The following is a 17,339-nucleotide window of genomic DNA, read 5'->3' on the forward strand; positions in this document are numbered from 1 at the left end:
GCCCAATCACACCGCGGTGACGTAACGCGCCACCGGTTTGACCACACGTGGCGCAGGCGCATCGTAGAGGGCACGCATGCGCTTCACTTCGTCGACGGGGCTCAGGCCGAAAAGCCGCTTGAACTCGCGGCTGAACTGCGACGCGCTTTCGTAACCGACGCGCGCCGCGGCTGCGCCCGCATTCAATCCATCCTGAACCATCAGCAAACGCGCGTGATGCAAGCGCGTGGTCTTCACGTATTGCATCGGCGAAGTGGCGGTGACGGCTTTGAACTGCGCATGAAACACGGCGAGGCTCATGCCCGCTTCGGACGCGAGCGTATCGACGTCGAGCACGCCATGGTAATCCGCATGAATTCGCCGCAACGCTTTGGCAATGCGGCCGAAATGATTCTGATGCGTGAGCGCCGCGCGAATCGCGTCGCCCTGCTCGCCGGTCAGCACGCGATAACAGATTTCGCGCACCACGCCGGGCGCGAGAATGCGCGCGTCGAGCGGAGAAGCCAGCGCGTCCATCAAACGTTGCACCGCGTTGCTCAGCGCCGGGTCGAGCGGTGTTGAATAAATGCCGACGGGTTCGTGCTGCGCGGTGCCGTGCGTTTCGTTCAACGCCATCAGCAATTCAGCGACCATGGTCAGATCGACGCGCACCGAGATGGCGAGAAACGGCTCTTCCGCGCTCGCCTCGGTCTCGCATTCGAACGGCAAGGGCACCGAGAGCACGAGATACTGCTGCGCGTCGTACTGAAACACCTGATCGCCGAGAAAGCCGCGCTTGCGGCCCTGGCAGACGATCACGATGCTCGGTTCGTACATGACTGGCATGCGCGGCATCGGACTATTCGCGCGCATCAGATTGACGCCTTCGAGACTCGTGCGCGTGAAGCCCGGGGTGGGCGCGAGCACATCGAATAATTCGACCACGCGCTGCTGGGCGGGAACGACCGATACGGGTTCAGCGGAACGGAGAGACATGACGATATAGTGACGTGCGAGAGAATAATGCTTGAAATTTAGCACCAAACGACCTATCGCGCTCCCCGCCAGGAGTTTTAGGCAAATCTTCAAGACATTCAGGTATTCCCGGGCTGCCTGCCCGCTCCTATCATGGGAACCCTGCCGGATCATCCTTTTCCGCGCTGCGCCGGGCTCGGTCGGCAATTGCCAGTTTGGCGAATTTGCCGGCCACCGCCCGCGCCGTGATCCCGGTTCATGACGAGGTTGGCCACATCGGCGACACGCGTCGCCCATCGCCGGCGCCTTGCGACTTCACCCTCTTTGCTGGAGCTACCCATGAGCACGACTTACGCCTATGCAGCGACCGACGCGACCGCGCCGCTCGCCCCGTTCGAAATCCAGCGCCGCGAACTGCGCGCCAATGACGTGCAGATGGAAGTACTGTTTTGCGGTGTGTGCCATTCCGATTTGCATCAGGCGCGCAACGAATGGAAGAACACGGTGTTTCCGGTTGTGCCGGGCCATGAGATTGTCGGCCGCGTGACCGCGGTCGGTCCGGACGTAACGAAGTACAAGGCTGGCGATCTGGTCGGCGTTGGCTGTCTGGTGGATTCGTGCCGCACGTGTGCGAGTTGCAAGGAAGATCTCGAGCAGTATTGCGAGAGCGGTTTTGTCGGCACGTATAACGGCGTTGATCGAGTTGATGGGCAGATCACTTACGGTGGTTATTCCACACAGCTCGTCGTGGATGAAGCGTTCACGCTGCGTGTGCCGGAGAATCTCGATCCTGCGGGTGTCGCGCCGTTGCTGTGCGCGGGTATCACGACGTATTCGCCGCTGCGCACCTGGGGCGCTGGTCCTGGCAAGAAGGTGGGCATTGTCGGGCTAGGCGGTTTGGGGCATATGGGTGTGAAGCTCGCTCGTGCGATGGGTGCGCATGTTGTGCTGTTCACTACCTCGCCTTCCAAGATCGAAGATGCGAAGCGGTTGGGTGCGCATGAAGTTGTGATTTCGAAGAATGCCGCGGAAATGGAAGCGCATTTGAATAGCTTCGATCTGATCGTGAATACGGTTGCTGCTCAGCATGATTTGAATCCGTTTTTGAATCTGCTTAAGCGTGATGGGACTATGACGCTGGTTGGTGCACCGGAGCATGATCATCCGTCGCCGCAAGTGTTCAATCTCATCTTCAAGCGTCGCCGCCTGGCTGGGTCGTTGATTGGTGGGATCGCTGAGACGCAGGAAATGTTGGACTTCTGCGGGGAGCATGGGATTACTTCTGATGTTGAGGTGATTCCTATGCAGGGGATTAATGAGGCTTTCGAACGGATGCTGAAGAGTGATGTTAAGTATCGGTTTGTGATTGATCTGGATTCCTTGCGGAAGTGATTTTGGTTTTTTTGGCTCGCGCCGCGGATCTTTTTTGGGCTGTGGTGTGGGTTTTTTCGTAGGTGTTTTTGGGGTTTTGGCCTTTCCTTGATTTGTTAGTGGTCTATTGGTGTTGCCCCTGTGCGGGGCGGCACCTACTTCTCTTTGCCGCCGCAAAGAGAAGTAGGCAAGAGAAAGCGGCTCAAACCGCCAATTCTTAAGCGGCCCCCCCCGCACAGCCACGGTAGTGGCACATCTGGAATCAGTGCCCCCGCGCATTCCGCATGAGTGACAAGGCAGTCATTCTTCCGGCGGCGCTGCGCGCGCCCCCCGGTACTTCATTAACCCCACCGGTTTCTTCGGCGCATCGCCGAGGCGAAGCCGATGGCCCCCACCACACACAAACAAATCCACTGGTTTTTCGCCGACCGCTCCGACGAGCGCGCAGCGCGAGGCGGGAAGCATGACTGCTGTGTCACCTGCGCGGAATGTGCGAGGGCACTGATTCCAGATGCACCACTACCGCGACTGCGCGGGGGACCCGCTTAAGAGTTAGCGGTGTGAGCCGCTTTCTCTTGCCTACTTCTCTTTGCGGCGGCAAAGAGAAGTAGGTGCCGCCCCGCACAGGGGCAACGCCAATAGACCACTAACAAATCAAGGAAAGGCCAAAACCCAAAACATCCCAAACAAAAAAACCCGCCAAAACAGGCAAAAAAGAAACCACAAGCAACCCTCGACTGGAGCATGAACCGTGATTGACAGAATAACTGCAATGCGCACCTTCATCCGAATCGTGGACACCAACAGCTTCACCCGCGCAGCGGAATCACTAAACATTCCGCGCGCCACGGCGACCACCATCGTCCAGAATCTGGAAGCCCTGCTAGGCACAGTCCTTCTAGCCCGCACAACGCGGCGCCTAAGCGTCACCCCAGAAGGCGCCGCCTACTACGAACGCTGCGCGCAAATTCTCGCCGACATCGACGAAATGGAAGCCAGCATCCGTCACGCGACAGATAATCTGACCGGCCGTCTGCGCATCGAAATGCCTGGCGCCGTAGCCAACGCCATCGTGCTGCCAGCTCTCGACGATTTCCACACCCGTTACCCGAACCTCGATCTCGCGATCAGCATCAGCAACCGCACAGTCGATCTGATCACCGAAGCCATCGACTGCAGCATCCAGCTCGGCGAATTGCCGGACTCGAATCTGGTCGCGCGCCAACTCGGCACGCTCGAACACGTGACCTGCGCCAGCCCGGCCTATCTGGCCCGCTACGGCACGCCCACGGATCTCGACGATTTGCGTGGACATGCAGCCGTCAATTGCATGTCGCCGCATAACGGCCGCGAAGTGGACTTCGATTTCGAAGTGAACGGCGAAGCGCAAAACGTGAAGGTGAAAGGCTTCGTCAAGGTCAGCGACGAACAGGCCTATCTCACCTGCGGCCTGCAAGGCCTCGGCTTGATCCAGCCCGCGCGGATCGCCGCGCAACCGTATCTCGACTCAGGACTATTGCGCGAAGTCATGCCGCAATGGAAACCCGTGCCGATGCCGGTCTCGGTCGCCTATGTGAAGAATCGCCGCGTGTCGCCACGCGTGCGCGCGTTCGTGGACTGGCTGGCGGAGTTGTTCGAGAAAGCGGAGCACGTCGATCAGGATCTCTCGCGTGTCCGTCAATTGCTGCGCGGCCTGCATCCCGCCTGAGGCGGGTTGAATGCAGGCACACAGCACAGTAGCAAACCGCGTCAGTTTGCTAACTTGACCGGCACCGGCCGCGTCAGCAGGTCGACATAGAAGTTAAAGAAATTCGGATTGTCGAAGCGTTTCACCACCGTCATTTTCTGCAACCCCGCCGGCGGCGAACCCGTATAGCCGGTCGCCTTGCCATCGTTCGCACCGAAACTCATATCCACGTCCACCCACTCATCCACGGTCTGCGTGGCGAACGAAGGGTGCATCAGATACGCCAGCGTCAGCGTGTCCCAGATGTTCGTCGTGTAGTTCGGGTTGGTCTCGAAACCGTTCTTGCCGTCGAACCCATAACCGTTGAGCGTCTTGAACAATTGCGTGATGATGGTCTGCTTCGTCGGGTCGTGCGCGACACGGTCGTAAAGCGCTTTGTCCATCTTCACGGTGTCGGTTACGTCGAGCGGAATCACCACCTGTTTGATCGGCAGGCGCAACACGGTCTTCGCCGCCTCCGGATCGAACCACCAGTTGAACTCGGCAGTCGGCGTGGTGTTGCCCGGCACGTCGATCGCTCCGCCCATGTAAATGATCTGCTTGATCAACGGCACGATCTCGGGATGCTGCCGCGTGGCCAGCGCAATGTTGGTCAGCGGGCCGATCGCGAGAATGGTCACCTCGCCGGGATTCTGCTTCACCGAATCGACGATGAAATCCACCGCGCTTTTGCTCTGCACCTTGGTGTGCGTGGCGAAGCCGTCAGGCGGCGCGACCAGGTCGCTGTCGGATTTCGGCTCGGGGGTATTCCACGCGCCGAGATAGCCGTCACCGCCAGGGAATTGCTTCTGCTCGGCCTGAATAGTGGTGAGGTCGTGCGACAAGGCGTAATTGGCGCCGGCATACACGCCGATCTGATTTTCAACACCCAGACGTTCGACCGATTTCAACGCATCCGCCACGCCCTGCTTCAACCATTGATTGCCGGAGACCACCGTAATACCCAGCACTTTCAATGAGCCTTGCGCCTGCAATTGCGCGGCCATGACGCCGAGTTGGCCATCGTCGCTCAGTGTGTTGTAGTCGCTGTCGATAATCACCTTCGGCGGGGTCTGCGCGTTGATTTCACTACCGCCGCAGGCCGAGAGCGCCGTGATAACCATCACGCTTGTTACACACGTCATTGCCACGAGAAGTCGCTTCACTCATGTCTCCTTTTTTTAGCGCTGTGTCGCGCGAAGGAGGCTCATCATAGACGTAATCCAGATGAAATCAAATCGTCATGTCGAATGGATAATTCACGGAGAGTGTGTGCTCGCGAAAGACGCGCATACGAAGGCGCAACAGAGCAAAATCTGTTGCGGCCGACAACGCTCATACAGAGCGTCAGACTGATTGAACGACGAAGCGCGATTAAGGCTGACGAGCCTGCTGCGCCGAACCGGGGCACGCCGGATCCTTGCCCCAATGACCGTCACATACGCGCCAGCGGCACAACTGGTCTTCAAAGAAGCCACGCTGTCCGCACTCCTTCACGCGCTCAGCCAGCCTGGCGTTGCCAGGCGTTGCGGATGCGCTAACCTTGGTCGCGGTGTTGCCGCTCGCTGTTTTCGCATCCGCTGGTTTGGTCCGCGCGACGAGCGCGGCCAATAGATCGGCATCCGAATCATCTTTCGATGCATTGCCGCTCGTGCGCGTTTTCTTCGTCTGAGCGACCGCGGTCGGTGCGCTCTCATGACGGTTGCTGGCAGTCGCGCTTTCCTTCTTGCCGTGGACGCCGCTCTCGTGCTTCTCCTTGCTGGCCACCGCCGTGGCACTTTTGCCATGCTTCGACGCCGGCACCGTGACCGCGGAAGCGGCCGTTGCGGATGCCACCGGCGCGGGCGCGCTACTCGGCTCCGCGCCGTCGGCAAGAGCGCGCGACAGACGGCTGCCGTCGCTGGCGGGTGCCGTAGCGGACGCCGCAACGGCTTTGCTGTCGCTATCGTCGGCAACGATCGTGGCCGCTTGCGAGGATGCCGGAGCCGGCGCCTCCGCTTTGGCGACAACCTGCGGCGCGGCGCTCGCGGCCGCCGACGGCGCAGCACTCTTCTGCACGCTCGCAGGCGCCGCCGCTGCCAGCGACTCGCTCTGCACACGCTGCTGCATATGCCACGCACCCCAGCCACCGGCTGCGATCACGAGCAACGCGACCAATAGAAATGGCGCCCTGGACCGGCGTGGTTTTTCCGTAGGCGGCGCAACGCGGCCTTCGAGGTTCGCAAGAATTCGCGAACCATTGCCATCAGCGCCTTTAGCCTTATCGGATAACAGGCTAGGCGGGGCTTTGGAATTCGAACTTTCCGGCGCACTCATTCACTGTCTCATTGAATCCTGGATTATTTCGCCGTGATAATACGTTCTGGCTCGTCTCCGAGCAGGCCTGATTCTAAGAGCAAGCATTACAAAATACAATTGTTTCCAATTTCCGGGGGCGCCTTTGATTGCCGTAGTACTTCTCGCCTATTTCGCCATCGCCGTTGTGATCGCCGCAATGCTGCTATTGCCGGCGGTACGCGCCTCTTTATTAGGCGCGGCGCTCGCTATTCACGGCCGTGTTATGCGCGGAGCATCGCTTGGTGCATCGCGCGCTCGCGGTCAATTAGCACGCTCGGCAAGAATTTCGCAATCGACCGCAGTCGATATGCAAAAGTTACTGGTAAAGCGGCGCTTGCTGATTTTTACCACCACAGGTATTCTTGCGACGCCTCCATTGGTGGCACTGGCTTTACGCGGCCGGCAATTATTCCAATTCGATGACACTGCACGGGTTCCGGACGAGAAAATTGCCGCGTTATTGAATGGCGAACAGCTCGTGCCCCCGCCGCCGTTGCCGCCGGAGGTATTCGCAACGCAGGAAGTCGAGCAGATCCGGCCCGCGCTTAAAGACGCGAGCCGCGACTGGAATTTGCTCGACGCCGATTTCAGAACGCGTTTATTGCTCGTGTACAAAATCATGCGCGAGCAATATGGGTATGAAATGGCTTTGCTGGAAGGTTATCGCAGTCCGGAGCGGCAAAACCGGCTGGCGCAAATGGGGGGCAACGTCACCAATGCCGCAGCGTTTCAAAGCTATCACCAATACGGTCTTGCCTCGGACAATGCGTTTTTGCGCGACGGCAAGCTCGTCATTTCAGAAAAAGATCCCTGGGCCATGCGCGGTTATCAGTTATACGGGCAGACAGCCGAACAGGTCGGTCTGACCTGGGGTGGCCGCTGGAAAATGATGGATCTCGGGCACGTCGAATATCACAAACCCGGCTTCGTCCTCGGGCGCGGTCATTAAGGCGCAATGAGCGAAACCGGGTAATAAAGAGGTTGACATGGGGCGTTCAATCAATTTTTCTGGCGAAAAGCGGCAATGCCGCCCGCATAACGGCATTGCTCCGATCAGCGTCGTCGCGGGCAAATCCCGCCGATTTAACAATTCCGCCGTATTCGCTTTCGCCTGAATATGCTTTCGTTTTATTTCAAACGCCGTACGCGCGCCATGCTGTCTGCCACAGCACGCGCCACAACACTCATCACCAAGACCTGAACGGCTTATGCGACGCATTCTCAACGTGTTGACCCACCCACGCACGCTCTCGATCATCGGCTTGCTCGCGCTCGCTGCTGTTTTATTCATCGGCGCCGATACCTTGCAGATCGATCTGATGTGGCCGGCCATCGTGCTCGGCGCCGTGGTCGCGCTGTGGCTGCTGGTGTGGATCGTGCGCCGCCTGCGCGCGCGCCGTGCGAACCGCAAGCTCGGCGAAATGCTCGAGCAGCAGGCGGAGAAGCAGGCCGAGGCCGGTCCCGCGCCCACGCCCGCGCGCCAGGCCGAACTCGACGTGCTGCGCACGCGTCTCGTCGATGCGGTGAAAACCATCAAGACGTCGAAGATCGGTCAGGTCTCAGGCGGCTCAGCGCTCTATGAGTTGCCCTGGTACATCGTGATCGGCAACCCCGCCGCGGGCAAGAGCAGCGCGGTGTTGAACTCGGGCTTGCAATTCCCCTTCGCCGACAAGAACAACGCAGTGATTCACGGCATAGGCGGCACGCGTAACTGCGACTGGTTCTTTACGACCGAAGGCATTCTGCTCGACACCGCCGGCCGCTATTCCGTGCACGAGGAAGACCGCACCGAATGGCTCGGCTTTCTCGGGCTGCTCAAACGTTTCCGGCCGAAGGCGCCGATCAACGGCATCATCGTTACGGCAAGCATTGCGGAACTGACCAGCAGCAAGCCTGAATTCGCGATCAATCTCGCGAAGAACCTGCGCCAGCGCGTGCAGGAATTGACCGAGAAGCTCGAAGTGTTCGCGCCGGTGTATGTGATGTTCACCAAGGCCGACCTGATTACCGGCTTCACCGAATTCTTCAGCGGCAGCGAGCGCCATGAATACGACCGCGTGTGGGGCGCCACCCTGCCCTACGAGCCAGACGAGAAGCGCGACGTGGTTGGTCTGTTCGACGAGCACTTTGAAGAGTTGTACGACGGCCTGAAAGAGATCAGCGTTGCGCAGATGTCGATCAATCGCGGCAACAAGCTCTCGCCGGGTCAATTGAGCTTTCCGCTCGAGTTCTCGACAATTAAGCCCGCGTTGCGCGCCTTTCTCGCCACGCTGTTCGAGACCAATCCGTTCCAGTACAAGCCGATTTTCCGCGGCTTCTACTTCACGAGTGCATTGCAGGAAGGTGAAACGAATAGCGCGGCGGCCACGCGCATCGCCAACCGTTTCGGCCTGAGTTCGGACGGCCTGCCCAAGCCGCATAGCGCGTTCTCGAAGAACGGTTTCTTCCTGCGCGATCTGTTCTCGAAGGTGATCTTTGCCGACCGGCAAACGGTCAAGCAATTCGCCAGTCCTGCCAAGACGCGCATGCGCTATGCGACCTTCTTCGGCTTCGTCGCGGTGCTCGCATTGGCGCTCGGCGGCTGGACCTGGTCGACGGTCAATAACCAGCAGCTCACGGCGAACGTGCAGGCCGACCTCGACAATGTCGTGCGCCTGCAGCAGAACCGCAACGATCTGCAATCGCGCCTGCAAGCGATGGACGTGCTCGAGGACCGCATCGACCAACTCGAGCAGTTCCGCCGCGACCGGCCGCTCGCGGTATCGCTCGGTCTTTATCAGGGCGATCGCCTGGAACAGCGCCTGCTCACCGAGTACTACAACGGCGTGCGGCAGATCCTGCTCGATCCGGTTTCGCAGAATCTCGCGTCCTTCCTGAAGGACGTCAACGCGCATCCCGACCAACTCGCGCCGTTGAACCGCGCGCCGGACGCCGCCGCGATGCCGGTCTCCACACACTCGGCCATGAGCGCGAACAGCCAGGGCGGCTTGTATAGCGACGCCTCGCCGACCAACGTCGAAGATGCGTACAACGCGCTCAAGACCTACCTGATGCTGAGCGACAAGCGTCACGTGGAAACGGCTCACCTCACCGATCAGGTCGCGCGCTTCTGGCGCGGCTGGCTCGAAACGAATCGCGGCAACATGCCGCGTGACGAGATGATCCGCAGCGCCGAACGCATGATCACGTTCTACCTCGCGCGCGTCTCCGACGACGATTGGCCGATGATCGACCAGAACCTCGGCCTCGTCGATCAAACGCGAGAGAACCTGCGTCGCGTGGTGCGCGGCATGCCGGCCCGTCAGCGCGTCTACGAGGAAATCAAGGCGCGCGCATCGACCCGCTTCGCGCCAATGACGATCGCGCGCATTGTCGGCGAAAACAATACCGCGCTGGTGGCGGGCAGCTATGCGATCCCCGGCACCTTCACGCGTGAAGCCTGGTTCCAGTACGTGCAGCCCGCCATTCGCGATGCCGCGACGAAAGAGTTGCAGGCGAAGGACTGGGTGCTCAACACATCGGCTCACGACGATCTGACGCTGGAAGGCAGCCCCGAACAGATCCAGAAAGCGCTCGTCGCGATGTACAAGACCGAGTACGCGATGCACTGGCAGAAGTTCATGCAAGGCATTGCGGTGCAGAGCTTCGGCAGCTTCGGCCAGGCTGTGGATGCGATGAACCGGCTGGGCGATCCGCAGGATTCGCCGATCCGCAAGGTGCTCGAAACCGCATACGACCAGACTTCGTGGGACAACCCGTCGCTCTTCAACGCGAACCTGAAGCGCGCGCAAACCGGCGTGACGAGCTGGGTCAAGAATCTGTTCTCGCGTGCGCCGACTGGCCAGATCAACGCGAACATCGACATCAACGGCAATCCGGTTGAAGTGCCTATGGGTCCGATCGGCCAGGAGTTCTCGGCATTGGGCCGCATCGTCGTGAGCGGCGACAACGGTTCGATGCTCAAGGGCTATATGGACACGCTGTCGAAAGTTCGCACGCGCTTTAACGTGATCAAGAATCAGGGCGATCCGGGACCGGGCGCGCGTCAACTGATGCAGCAGACGCTCGACGGCAGCGGCTCCGAACTCGCCGATTCGCTGAAGTATGTCGACGAACAGATGCTCACGGGCCTCACCGACTCCCAGCGCAAAGCGCTGCGTCCGCTGCTCGTGCGTCCGTTGATGGCGGCGTATGCGGTGGTGATCCAGCCGGCCAGCGTCGAAGTCAACAAGGTGTGGAACGCGCAGGTGTATCAGAGCTTCCAGAACTCGCTCGCGAACAAGTACCCGTTTGCCAGCGACGCGAAGGTCGAAGCCGGCGCCGGAGAAATCGCCCAGGTGTTCGGCCCGGACGGCGCAATCGCCAAGTTCGTCGGCACCACGCTAGGGCCGCTCGCGGTGCGCCGTGGCGACACATTGACGGCCCGCACATGGGGCGACATGGGCCTCGCCCTCACGCCTGATTTCACCAGCGGCTTCGCGCGCTGGGTGGCGCCGCTCGCCGGTGGCGCGGCGGGCGCAACGGCGGGCCAAGGTTCGGCCGAACCGCAGACCGTATTCCAGATCCTGCCGCAGCCGAGCAGCGGCACGACGGAATACACGCTGGCGATCGACGGCCAGCAGATGCGCTACCGCAACACGCCGCCGCAGTGGACCAACTTCGTGTGGCCGAATCCGTCGGGCTCGCCTGGCGCGACATTGAGCGCCACGACCTTCGACGGCCGCACGCTGCAACTGGTCAACGAGCCGGGCCGCTACGGTCTGGAGAAGCTGATCAACTCGGCGCAGCGCAAGCGTCGTCCGGACGGCACGTTCGATCTGTCGTGGACGCAAGGCAGCGTGACGGTGGCGGTCAGCATGCGCATCATCAGCACGTCGCAGGCGTCGAGCGGCAGCAGCGATGCGCCGCAACAGCAAAGCCTGCGCGGCTTGCGGCTGCCGTCGTCGGTGGCGGATGTGAGCGCGGCGGCGAATTCGGTCAATGCGACGGCTGCGGGCGCGCCCGCGCCGGCCACGCCCGCGACACGGCCGGCTGCGGTCGCCACCGCGGTTTCGAATACAGGGGGTGCGCAATGACGCAGACCGTGCAGGCGCAAATCGCCTACTTCGGCAAGATCCCGTCGCGCGGCGACTTCGTGAAGAGCGCGCATAACCCGCAATTGCTGGCCACGCTCGACCGCTGGATCGCCGAAGCCATGGAGCTGCTCACCGACGATCCGCGCTGGAAGATCGTCTACGAAAACGCCAAGCCGATGCACTTCGCGTTCCTCGGTTCGCGCAGCAAGCTGGCGATTGCCGGGCATATGGTGGCGAGCCACGATCAGTCGTCGCGGCGCTTTCCATTTCTTGCCGCAACCGCGCTCGAAGTCGAAAAGCCGCTGACGTTTCTGGCCCACAGCCCGCTCGCCTTCGCGCGCTTGTGGTCACGCGTCGCGGCGCAAATGAAGCCGCTGCTCGGCGCCAGCGAGCCGCCCGGCGCGCTGCAGGCGCTGGGCGAAACGCAAGTGCCGATCGAGATCGGCGGCGGTCCGGGCAATCCGCACGACGGTACGTTCAATGACTTCGTCGAACACCAGACACTCGCCGGGCTCGAACAAATGCTGCTGGCGAGCGGCCATCCGGTGCGCTTGCGCGGCGCGATGCTGGCGCTCGGCTCTCTGCTGCGTCCGGTGATGCAAAGCGGCTCGTCGCATCTCGAGCGCGGCCTGACTTTGCCGCTGCCGAACGATCCGTTCTATCGCAGTCTCGTTGCCGCATTCTGGCTCGAACTGATTGCGCCGTTCGTCGCGCAGGCGGATTTCGAACTGGCGATTTTCATCGGCACGATTGCCGAGCGCGAGCGGCTCATCATCGGCTTTAACGGCGCCTCGGCCAAAACGCTGCATAGCGTGGTCGATCCGCAGTCGTACGCGGCGCACAACATCGATATCGACGATCCCGAGTGGATCGACGAACACGCACAAAACGATCATGGCATCAGCAAGCTCGTCAGTTACCTCGACCAACCGCAACTGTCGCTGCGTGTCAGCATCGACACGTTCCGCGAAGCATTCACGGGAGCGTGACACGATGCTGAACCACACATCCAGCGCGCGCATGACGGTGCTGCTCGCGGGTCTTCTGCTCAGCGCGTTCGCGCATGCCGACAATGATGGCCCCGCTCGCGTCACGCCAGTCGACAACAGCGGCGTTTCGATTCACACCACGGTGCTGCCGCCGGCTGCTTCGGCCTCCGTTGGCAATGCGGGGCCCGCGGTGAATACGGCCGGACTCGCAAGCGGCACGACCGGCGCCGGCACCGGCGCGATCACGGCGGCGCCGCCGCCCGCCAACGCGACGCCGGGCCAGGTCGTGGTCGGCGGCAAGGTGCCGGACGAAGCGACCAAGGCGGCCGTGCTCGCGCGCCTGCGCGAAACCTACGGCGCGGCCAACGTGGTCGATCAGATCGAAGTCGCCGATGTGGCCACACCGCCGAACTGGTCCGCGAATGTGCAGAAGCTGATCGGCCCGCAGTTGAAGCAGATCAGCAAAGGCCAGTTGAAAATCGACGGCACGCAGATCGACGTGAAAGGCGAAGTGCATAACGAGTCGCAGCGGCAGCAACTCGCGAGCGATATGGCGAATGCCTTGAACCCGACTTACACGATCAAGAATGGGCTACGTGTGAGTGCGTCCGAACAAGGCCTGCTCGATCAGACGCTCGCGAATCGTACGATTGAATTCGAAACCGGCAGCGCGACGCTCACGCCGCAAGGCCGCGCGATTCTCGATCAGATGGCCGCCGCGATGGGGAAGATGACGACGAAGACCGTTGCGATCATCGGCCACACCGACAACTCGGGTAATCGCACGTCGAATATCGCGCTGAGCCAGGCGCGCGCGGATGCGGTGAAGGGCTATCTGGTCGCCAAGGGCATCCCGCCGCAACAGATGTCGACCACCGGCGTTGGCCCGGATCAGCCGATTGCATCGAACGACACGACAGATGGACGCGCGCGGAATCGGCGAATAGAGTTTCGCGCGGGGTCTTGAGCCGTTGTTGTTCGCGCAGCGTGCATGAAAAAAGCCTGGCTTCGAAGCCAGGCTTTTCTCTTTCTTTAGACGACCTTATTAGCTGTTCTCTTCCGGCTTCACGCCCAGCAGCTCGCGAATATGCGCGAGCGATCCATCGTCTTTCACCACCATCGAAAGCCATTGATGCAATGGCATATCCGCGGCCTCCGCAGCCTTGTCGGCGAAATACGCGGCTGGGTTATGCGGCTCCGTCGCGCGAAAGAACTTGGCCACCGCGCGCAACTGCGCGACGGCCTGCGCGCGGCTCTGGATTCCTGCAATTGGACTCGTCGGCATGGTCGTCAACACAGGTTCCTCGCGTTGCGGTGCGGTCTTGAAGGTGGGCTCGGCGCGATCGTGCTCGTTCGCCGCAGGCGCCTTAGCGGGCGGCGGCGCTTCGGCGCTCACGCCGACTTCACGCGCAAAGCGCTCGGCCAACCGGTACACGTTTTCGTACGCGTCCTTCGCCTGCCGGAAACTCGGCGCGGAATCCGCCGCGCGCCGGTCCAGTTCCCTTTCGAGCGCGAGCATGGCCGCTTCGAACGCTTTCAGATCGACCAGTAGCGCCGAATAGAACGCAGGCGGCGTAGCGCGCTTCGACGCCTCGATCTGATCGATCGACGGCTTGCCGCGCGCGATATCGTCGGCGTGATCCGGATCGCGTTTGACGGCTTGCGCGACGTGCGTGGCCACGTCCCAATCGATCGTGCTGTACGCATTACCTTGCGACGACGTGAGCGGCATGGCGCGCAGCAGATCACCCGTGCGCCCGACCAGCCACGCAACGTTGCCGAGGCGATATTCGGTGTCGTCGCCTTCCGGCAGCGGATGCACGTGATCCCAGTAGCGCTCGCAAAGCCCCGTCAAAAGCGCGTAACCCTGTGAAAGACCGTTGATGCCTTCATCGATCGCGAGCGCTTCAGTGAGCCAGACCGCGAGACGCAAATCTTTGGTCTGCGTTTGCAGCAAGCTGCCCGAACGCTCGACCACGAACGCCCAATCCGCCTCCTTGATCTCCGTGACCCATTCGCCCTGATCCAGCGACGGGTCTTCGAAACGGCGCGCGTGCTGGATCGCATCGAAATCGGCTGAGAACAGCAGATCTTCGCCACAGGGCGAGGTTTCGCTGAGCGGAGCCAGCAAGGTGTCTAGATTAATCGGCATGAGAGAAAGCAATAAGTATCGGGTACGGCATTAAATCAGATTGGCGCGTCCGCTCACACCACCGTGTAGTCGAATTCGCCCGCCTCGCTCGCGCGCACGGCAATGCGTTCGATCGCGGCGCCGTTCGCCACACGTTCCAGCACCTGCTGCGCGACTTCGGGCAACAGCGTGCCGTTCAGAATGTGATCGACATTGCGTGCGCCGGAATCCACCTCGGTGCAACGCGCGAGCACTGCATCGACCAGCGACTCGTCCCATTCGAACACTGCCTTGTGATTCGACTCGATACGGCGGCGAATGCGGTCGAGTTTCAACTCGATGATTTCAGCCAGTACATCGTCGGAAATCGGATAGTACGGCACCACTTTCATGCGGCCGAGAAATGCCGGTTTGAACGCTTTGTATAACTGCGGGCGCAAGGTTTCCGCGAGTTCATCGGCGTCGGGCAGTTCTTCCGCGTTCTTGTTCAGGCAGGCCTGCATCACCGCCTGCGAGCCGACGTTCGACGTCAGAATGATCAGCGTGTTGCGGAAATCGATCTCGCGGCCTTCGGCGTCGTCCATCGTGCCTTTGTCGAACACCTGGAAGAACATTTCGAGCACGTCGGGGTGCGCCTTTTCGACTTCGTCGAGCAGCACCACCGAATACGGATTGCGGCGCACTGCTTCGGTCAGCACGCCGCCCTCGCCATAACCGACATAGCCCGGCGGCGAACCTTTCAGGCCGGACACGCTGTGTGCTTCCTGATACTCGCTCATGTTGATCGTGACCATCTTGCGCTCGCCGCCGTACAGCACGTCGGCCAGCGCAAGCGCGGTTTCGGTCTTGCCGACGCCGGACGGTCCGACGAACATGAACACGCCGCGCGGTTTGTTCGGGTCTTCGAGATTCGCACTCGCGGTGCGCACGCGCTGCGCGATCGCTTCGAGCGCATGGTCCTGACCGATCACGCGCGCGGCCAGCAACGGCTGCAGGTTCAGCACGGTCTGAATTTCGTCCTTGACCATGCGGCCGAGCGGAATGCCGGTCCACGAGGCGACGATTTCGGCGACCACATGACCGTCGACCTGCAGCGGCACCATCGGTTGGCCGCCTTGCAAGGCGTGCAATTCGGCGACGCGCGCGGCGAGCTTTTCGCGCGCCTGCTGCGCCTTATCCGCTTGCTCCGGGTCTGCACTGCTCACGCGCGCCGAGTCGATGTCAGCGCGCAAGCCGACGATCTCCGTCACCAATGCGCGCTCCTTGTCGTAGCGCGCTTCGTCTTCGGCGAGGTCCTTGAGGTCCTCTTCACGCAGGCCGCGCAACTCAGCGAGGCGTTCGTCGTGCAGCGCGCCGCTCGCCACTTCGCGTTCCAGCGCGGCGATTTCAGCGTCGATACGTTCGAGGCGTTTTTTCGTGTCGTCGATGGCCGCCGGTGTCGAACTGTGCGCTAGCGCGACTTTCGCGCAAGCGGTGTCGAGCACGCTGATCGCCTTATCCGGCAGCTGCCGGCCGCTAATGTAGCGATGCGACAGACGCACCGCCTCGGTGATAGCATCATCGAGCACGCGTACGTTGAAATGCTTTTCCATCAACGCGGCCATGCCACGCAACATGGCTGCGGCGAGCATCTCGCTCGGCTCCTCGATCTTCACGACCTGGAAACGCCGCGCGAGCGCCGCGTCTTTTTCGAAGTACTTCTTGTACTCGCTCCACGTGGTGGCCGCGATGGTGCGCAATTCGCCGCGCGCCAAGGCCGGCTTCAGCAGATTGGCCGCGTCGTTCTGCCCGGCCTGGCCGCCGGCGCCGATGATGGTGTGCGCTTCGTCGATGAAGAGAATGATCGGATGCGGACTCTTCTTCACCTCATCGATCACATTCTTCAGGCGGTTTTCGAACTCGCCCTTCACGCTCGCGCCGGCTTGCAGCAATCCCATGTCGAGCACATGCAGCGCCACGCCCTTGAGCGGCGTGGGCACGTCTTCGGCGGCGATACGCAGCGCGAGACCTTCGACCACGGCCGTTTTACCGACGCCCGCTTCGCCCGTCATGATCGGATTGTTCTGGCGGCGCCGCATCAGAATATCGATGGTCTGGCGAATCTCGCCTTCGCGGCCGATCACCGGATCGATCTTGCCTTCACGCGCGCGTTGCGTGAGGTTGCTGGTATAGGTATCGAGCGCGGGCGTTTTAGACGGCGCGCCCGGCGCGACAGCGCTCGTCACCGGATCACTCGCGTTATCTCCCGCGCTTTGCGTGTCATTGCTGTGCTCGACTTCGCACGAACCCGCGGTCAGCTCATCGAATTTGTGCTTCAGGTCGGTCACACGCACGTCGCGCAGCAGCGGCGACATGCGCTCGGCGAATTGCGCGAGATCCGGTGCGCTCAGCAGCGCGAGCAGCAGATGCCCTGAGCGAATCCGCCCGATCTGCGAATCCAGCGACGCAATCAGCCATGCCTGTTCAAGCAGTTCGATCAGATGCTTCGAAAACACCGGCGTGCGCGTATTGCCGGTTTTCAAACGCTGCAACTCGCGCTCGAGATCCGCGCGCAACGCGTGCACGTCGATCCTGCTCGCGCGCAGCACCAACGCCACGTCGCTGGCCGGTTCGTCCAGTAGCGCCAGCAGCAGATGCTCGAGGTCGACCTCGTAGTGACCGCGCGCGAGACAATTGTTCGCCGCCAGCAAAGCCGCCTGCCGGCAGGTCGGATTCAGTTTGGCGATCAGGGTATTGAGGGACGTGCTCATGTCGTG

Annotated in this window: 11 protein-coding genes; 6 read left to right on the forward strand and 5 right to left on the reverse strand. The window is 61.4% G+C overall.

Annotated features, from left to right (window positions below):
- Window positions 1-6 precede the first annotated feature (6 nt).
- Window positions 7-975, reverse strand: a complete 969-nt coding sequence (locus tag B0G75_RS24545; RefSeq protein ID WP_106311929.1) for an AraC family transcriptional regulator — start codon at window positions 973-975, stop codon at window positions 7-9.
- Window positions 976-1,293: 318 nt separating this feature from the next.
- Between B0G75_RS24545 and B0G75_RS24550 the strand changes: the two genes are divergently transcribed.
- Together B0G75_RS24550 and B0G75_RS24555 are read left to right on the forward strand one after the other, a co-directional pair.
- Window positions 1,294-2,346 (forward strand): NAD(P)-dependent alcohol dehydrogenase, encoded by a 1,053-nt coding sequence (locus tag B0G75_RS24550; RefSeq protein ID WP_106311602.1) that lies wholly within the window; start codon window positions 1,294-1,296, stop codon window positions 2,344-2,346.
- Window positions 2,347-3,076: 730 nt separating this feature from the next.
- Window positions 3,077-4,033 (forward strand): LysR family transcriptional regulator, encoded by a 957-nt coding sequence (locus B0G75_RS24555; RefSeq protein WP_146142534.1) that lies wholly within the window; start codon window positions 3,077-3,079, stop codon window positions 4,031-4,033.
- Window positions 4,034-4,074: 41 nt separating this feature from the next.
- Here B0G75_RS24555 and B0G75_RS24560 read toward each other — a convergent pair whose 3' ends face one another.
- A complete protein-coding gene (locus B0G75_RS24560; protein ID WP_374956917.1) occupies window positions 4,075-5,175 on the reverse strand; it encodes a nucleoside hydrolase in 1,101 nt (366 codons plus the stop codon).
- Window positions 5,176-5,425: 250 nt separating this feature from the next.
- Window positions 5,426-6,367 (reverse strand): hypothetical protein, encoded by a 942-nt coding sequence (locus B0G75_RS24565; protein ID WP_106311611.1) that lies wholly within the window; start codon window positions 6,365-6,367, stop codon window positions 5,426-5,428.
- A gap of 124 nt (window positions 6,368-6,491) precedes the next feature.
- Between B0G75_RS24565 and B0G75_RS24570 the strand changes: the two genes are divergently transcribed.
- From B0G75_RS24570 to B0G75_RS24585, 4 genes are all read left to right on the forward strand, one after another.
- On the forward strand, window positions 6,492-7,337 hold the full coding sequence (locus tag B0G75_RS24570; RefSeq protein WP_106311614.1) for a M15 family metallopeptidase: 846 nt from the start codon (window positions 6,492-6,494) through the stop codon (window positions 7,335-7,337).
- Window positions 7,338-7,596: 259 nt separating this feature from the next.
- A complete protein-coding gene (gene tssM, locus B0G75_RS24575) occupies window positions 7,597-11,463 on the forward strand; it encodes a type VI secretion system membrane subunit TssM (protein WP_106311617.1) in 3,867 nt (1,288 codons plus the stop codon).
- Window positions 11,460-12,452, forward strand: coding sequence for a type VI secretion system-associated protein TagF (gene tagF, locus B0G75_RS24580; RefSeq protein ID WP_106311620.1), 993 nt, complete (start codon window positions 11,460-11,462; stop codon window positions 12,450-12,452). Before tssM ends, tagF begins: the two co-directional genes overlap by 4 nt.
- A 4-nt stretch (window positions 12,453-12,456) precedes the next feature.
- Window positions 12,457-13,419: an OmpA family protein gene (locus B0G75_RS24585; protein ID WP_106311623.1), complete on the forward strand. Its 963-nt coding sequence runs from the start codon at window positions 12,457-12,459 to the stop codon at window positions 13,417-13,419.
- Window positions 13,420-13,497: 78 nt separating this feature from the next.
- Here B0G75_RS24585 and tssA read toward each other — a convergent pair whose 3' ends face one another.
- Window positions 13,498-14,604, reverse strand: coding sequence for a type VI secretion system protein TssA (gene tssA, locus B0G75_RS24590; protein WP_106311626.1), 1,107 nt, complete (start codon window positions 14,602-14,604; stop codon window positions 13,498-13,500).
- Between the two features lie 53 nt (window positions 14,605-14,657).
- Window positions 14,658-17,333, reverse strand: a complete 2,676-nt coding sequence (gene tssH / locus B0G75_RS24595) for a type VI secretion system ATPase TssH (RefSeq protein ID WP_106311629.1) — start codon at window positions 17,331-17,333, stop codon at window positions 14,658-14,660.
- Window positions 17,334-17,339: the final 6 nt, after the last annotated feature.

The sequence above is a fragment of the Paraburkholderia sp. BL18I3N2 genome (genome assembly GCF_003001875.1).
GTDB classification, from domain to species: domain Bacteria; phylum Pseudomonadota; class Gammaproteobacteria; order Burkholderiales; family Burkholderiaceae; genus Paraburkholderia; species Paraburkholderia phytofirmans.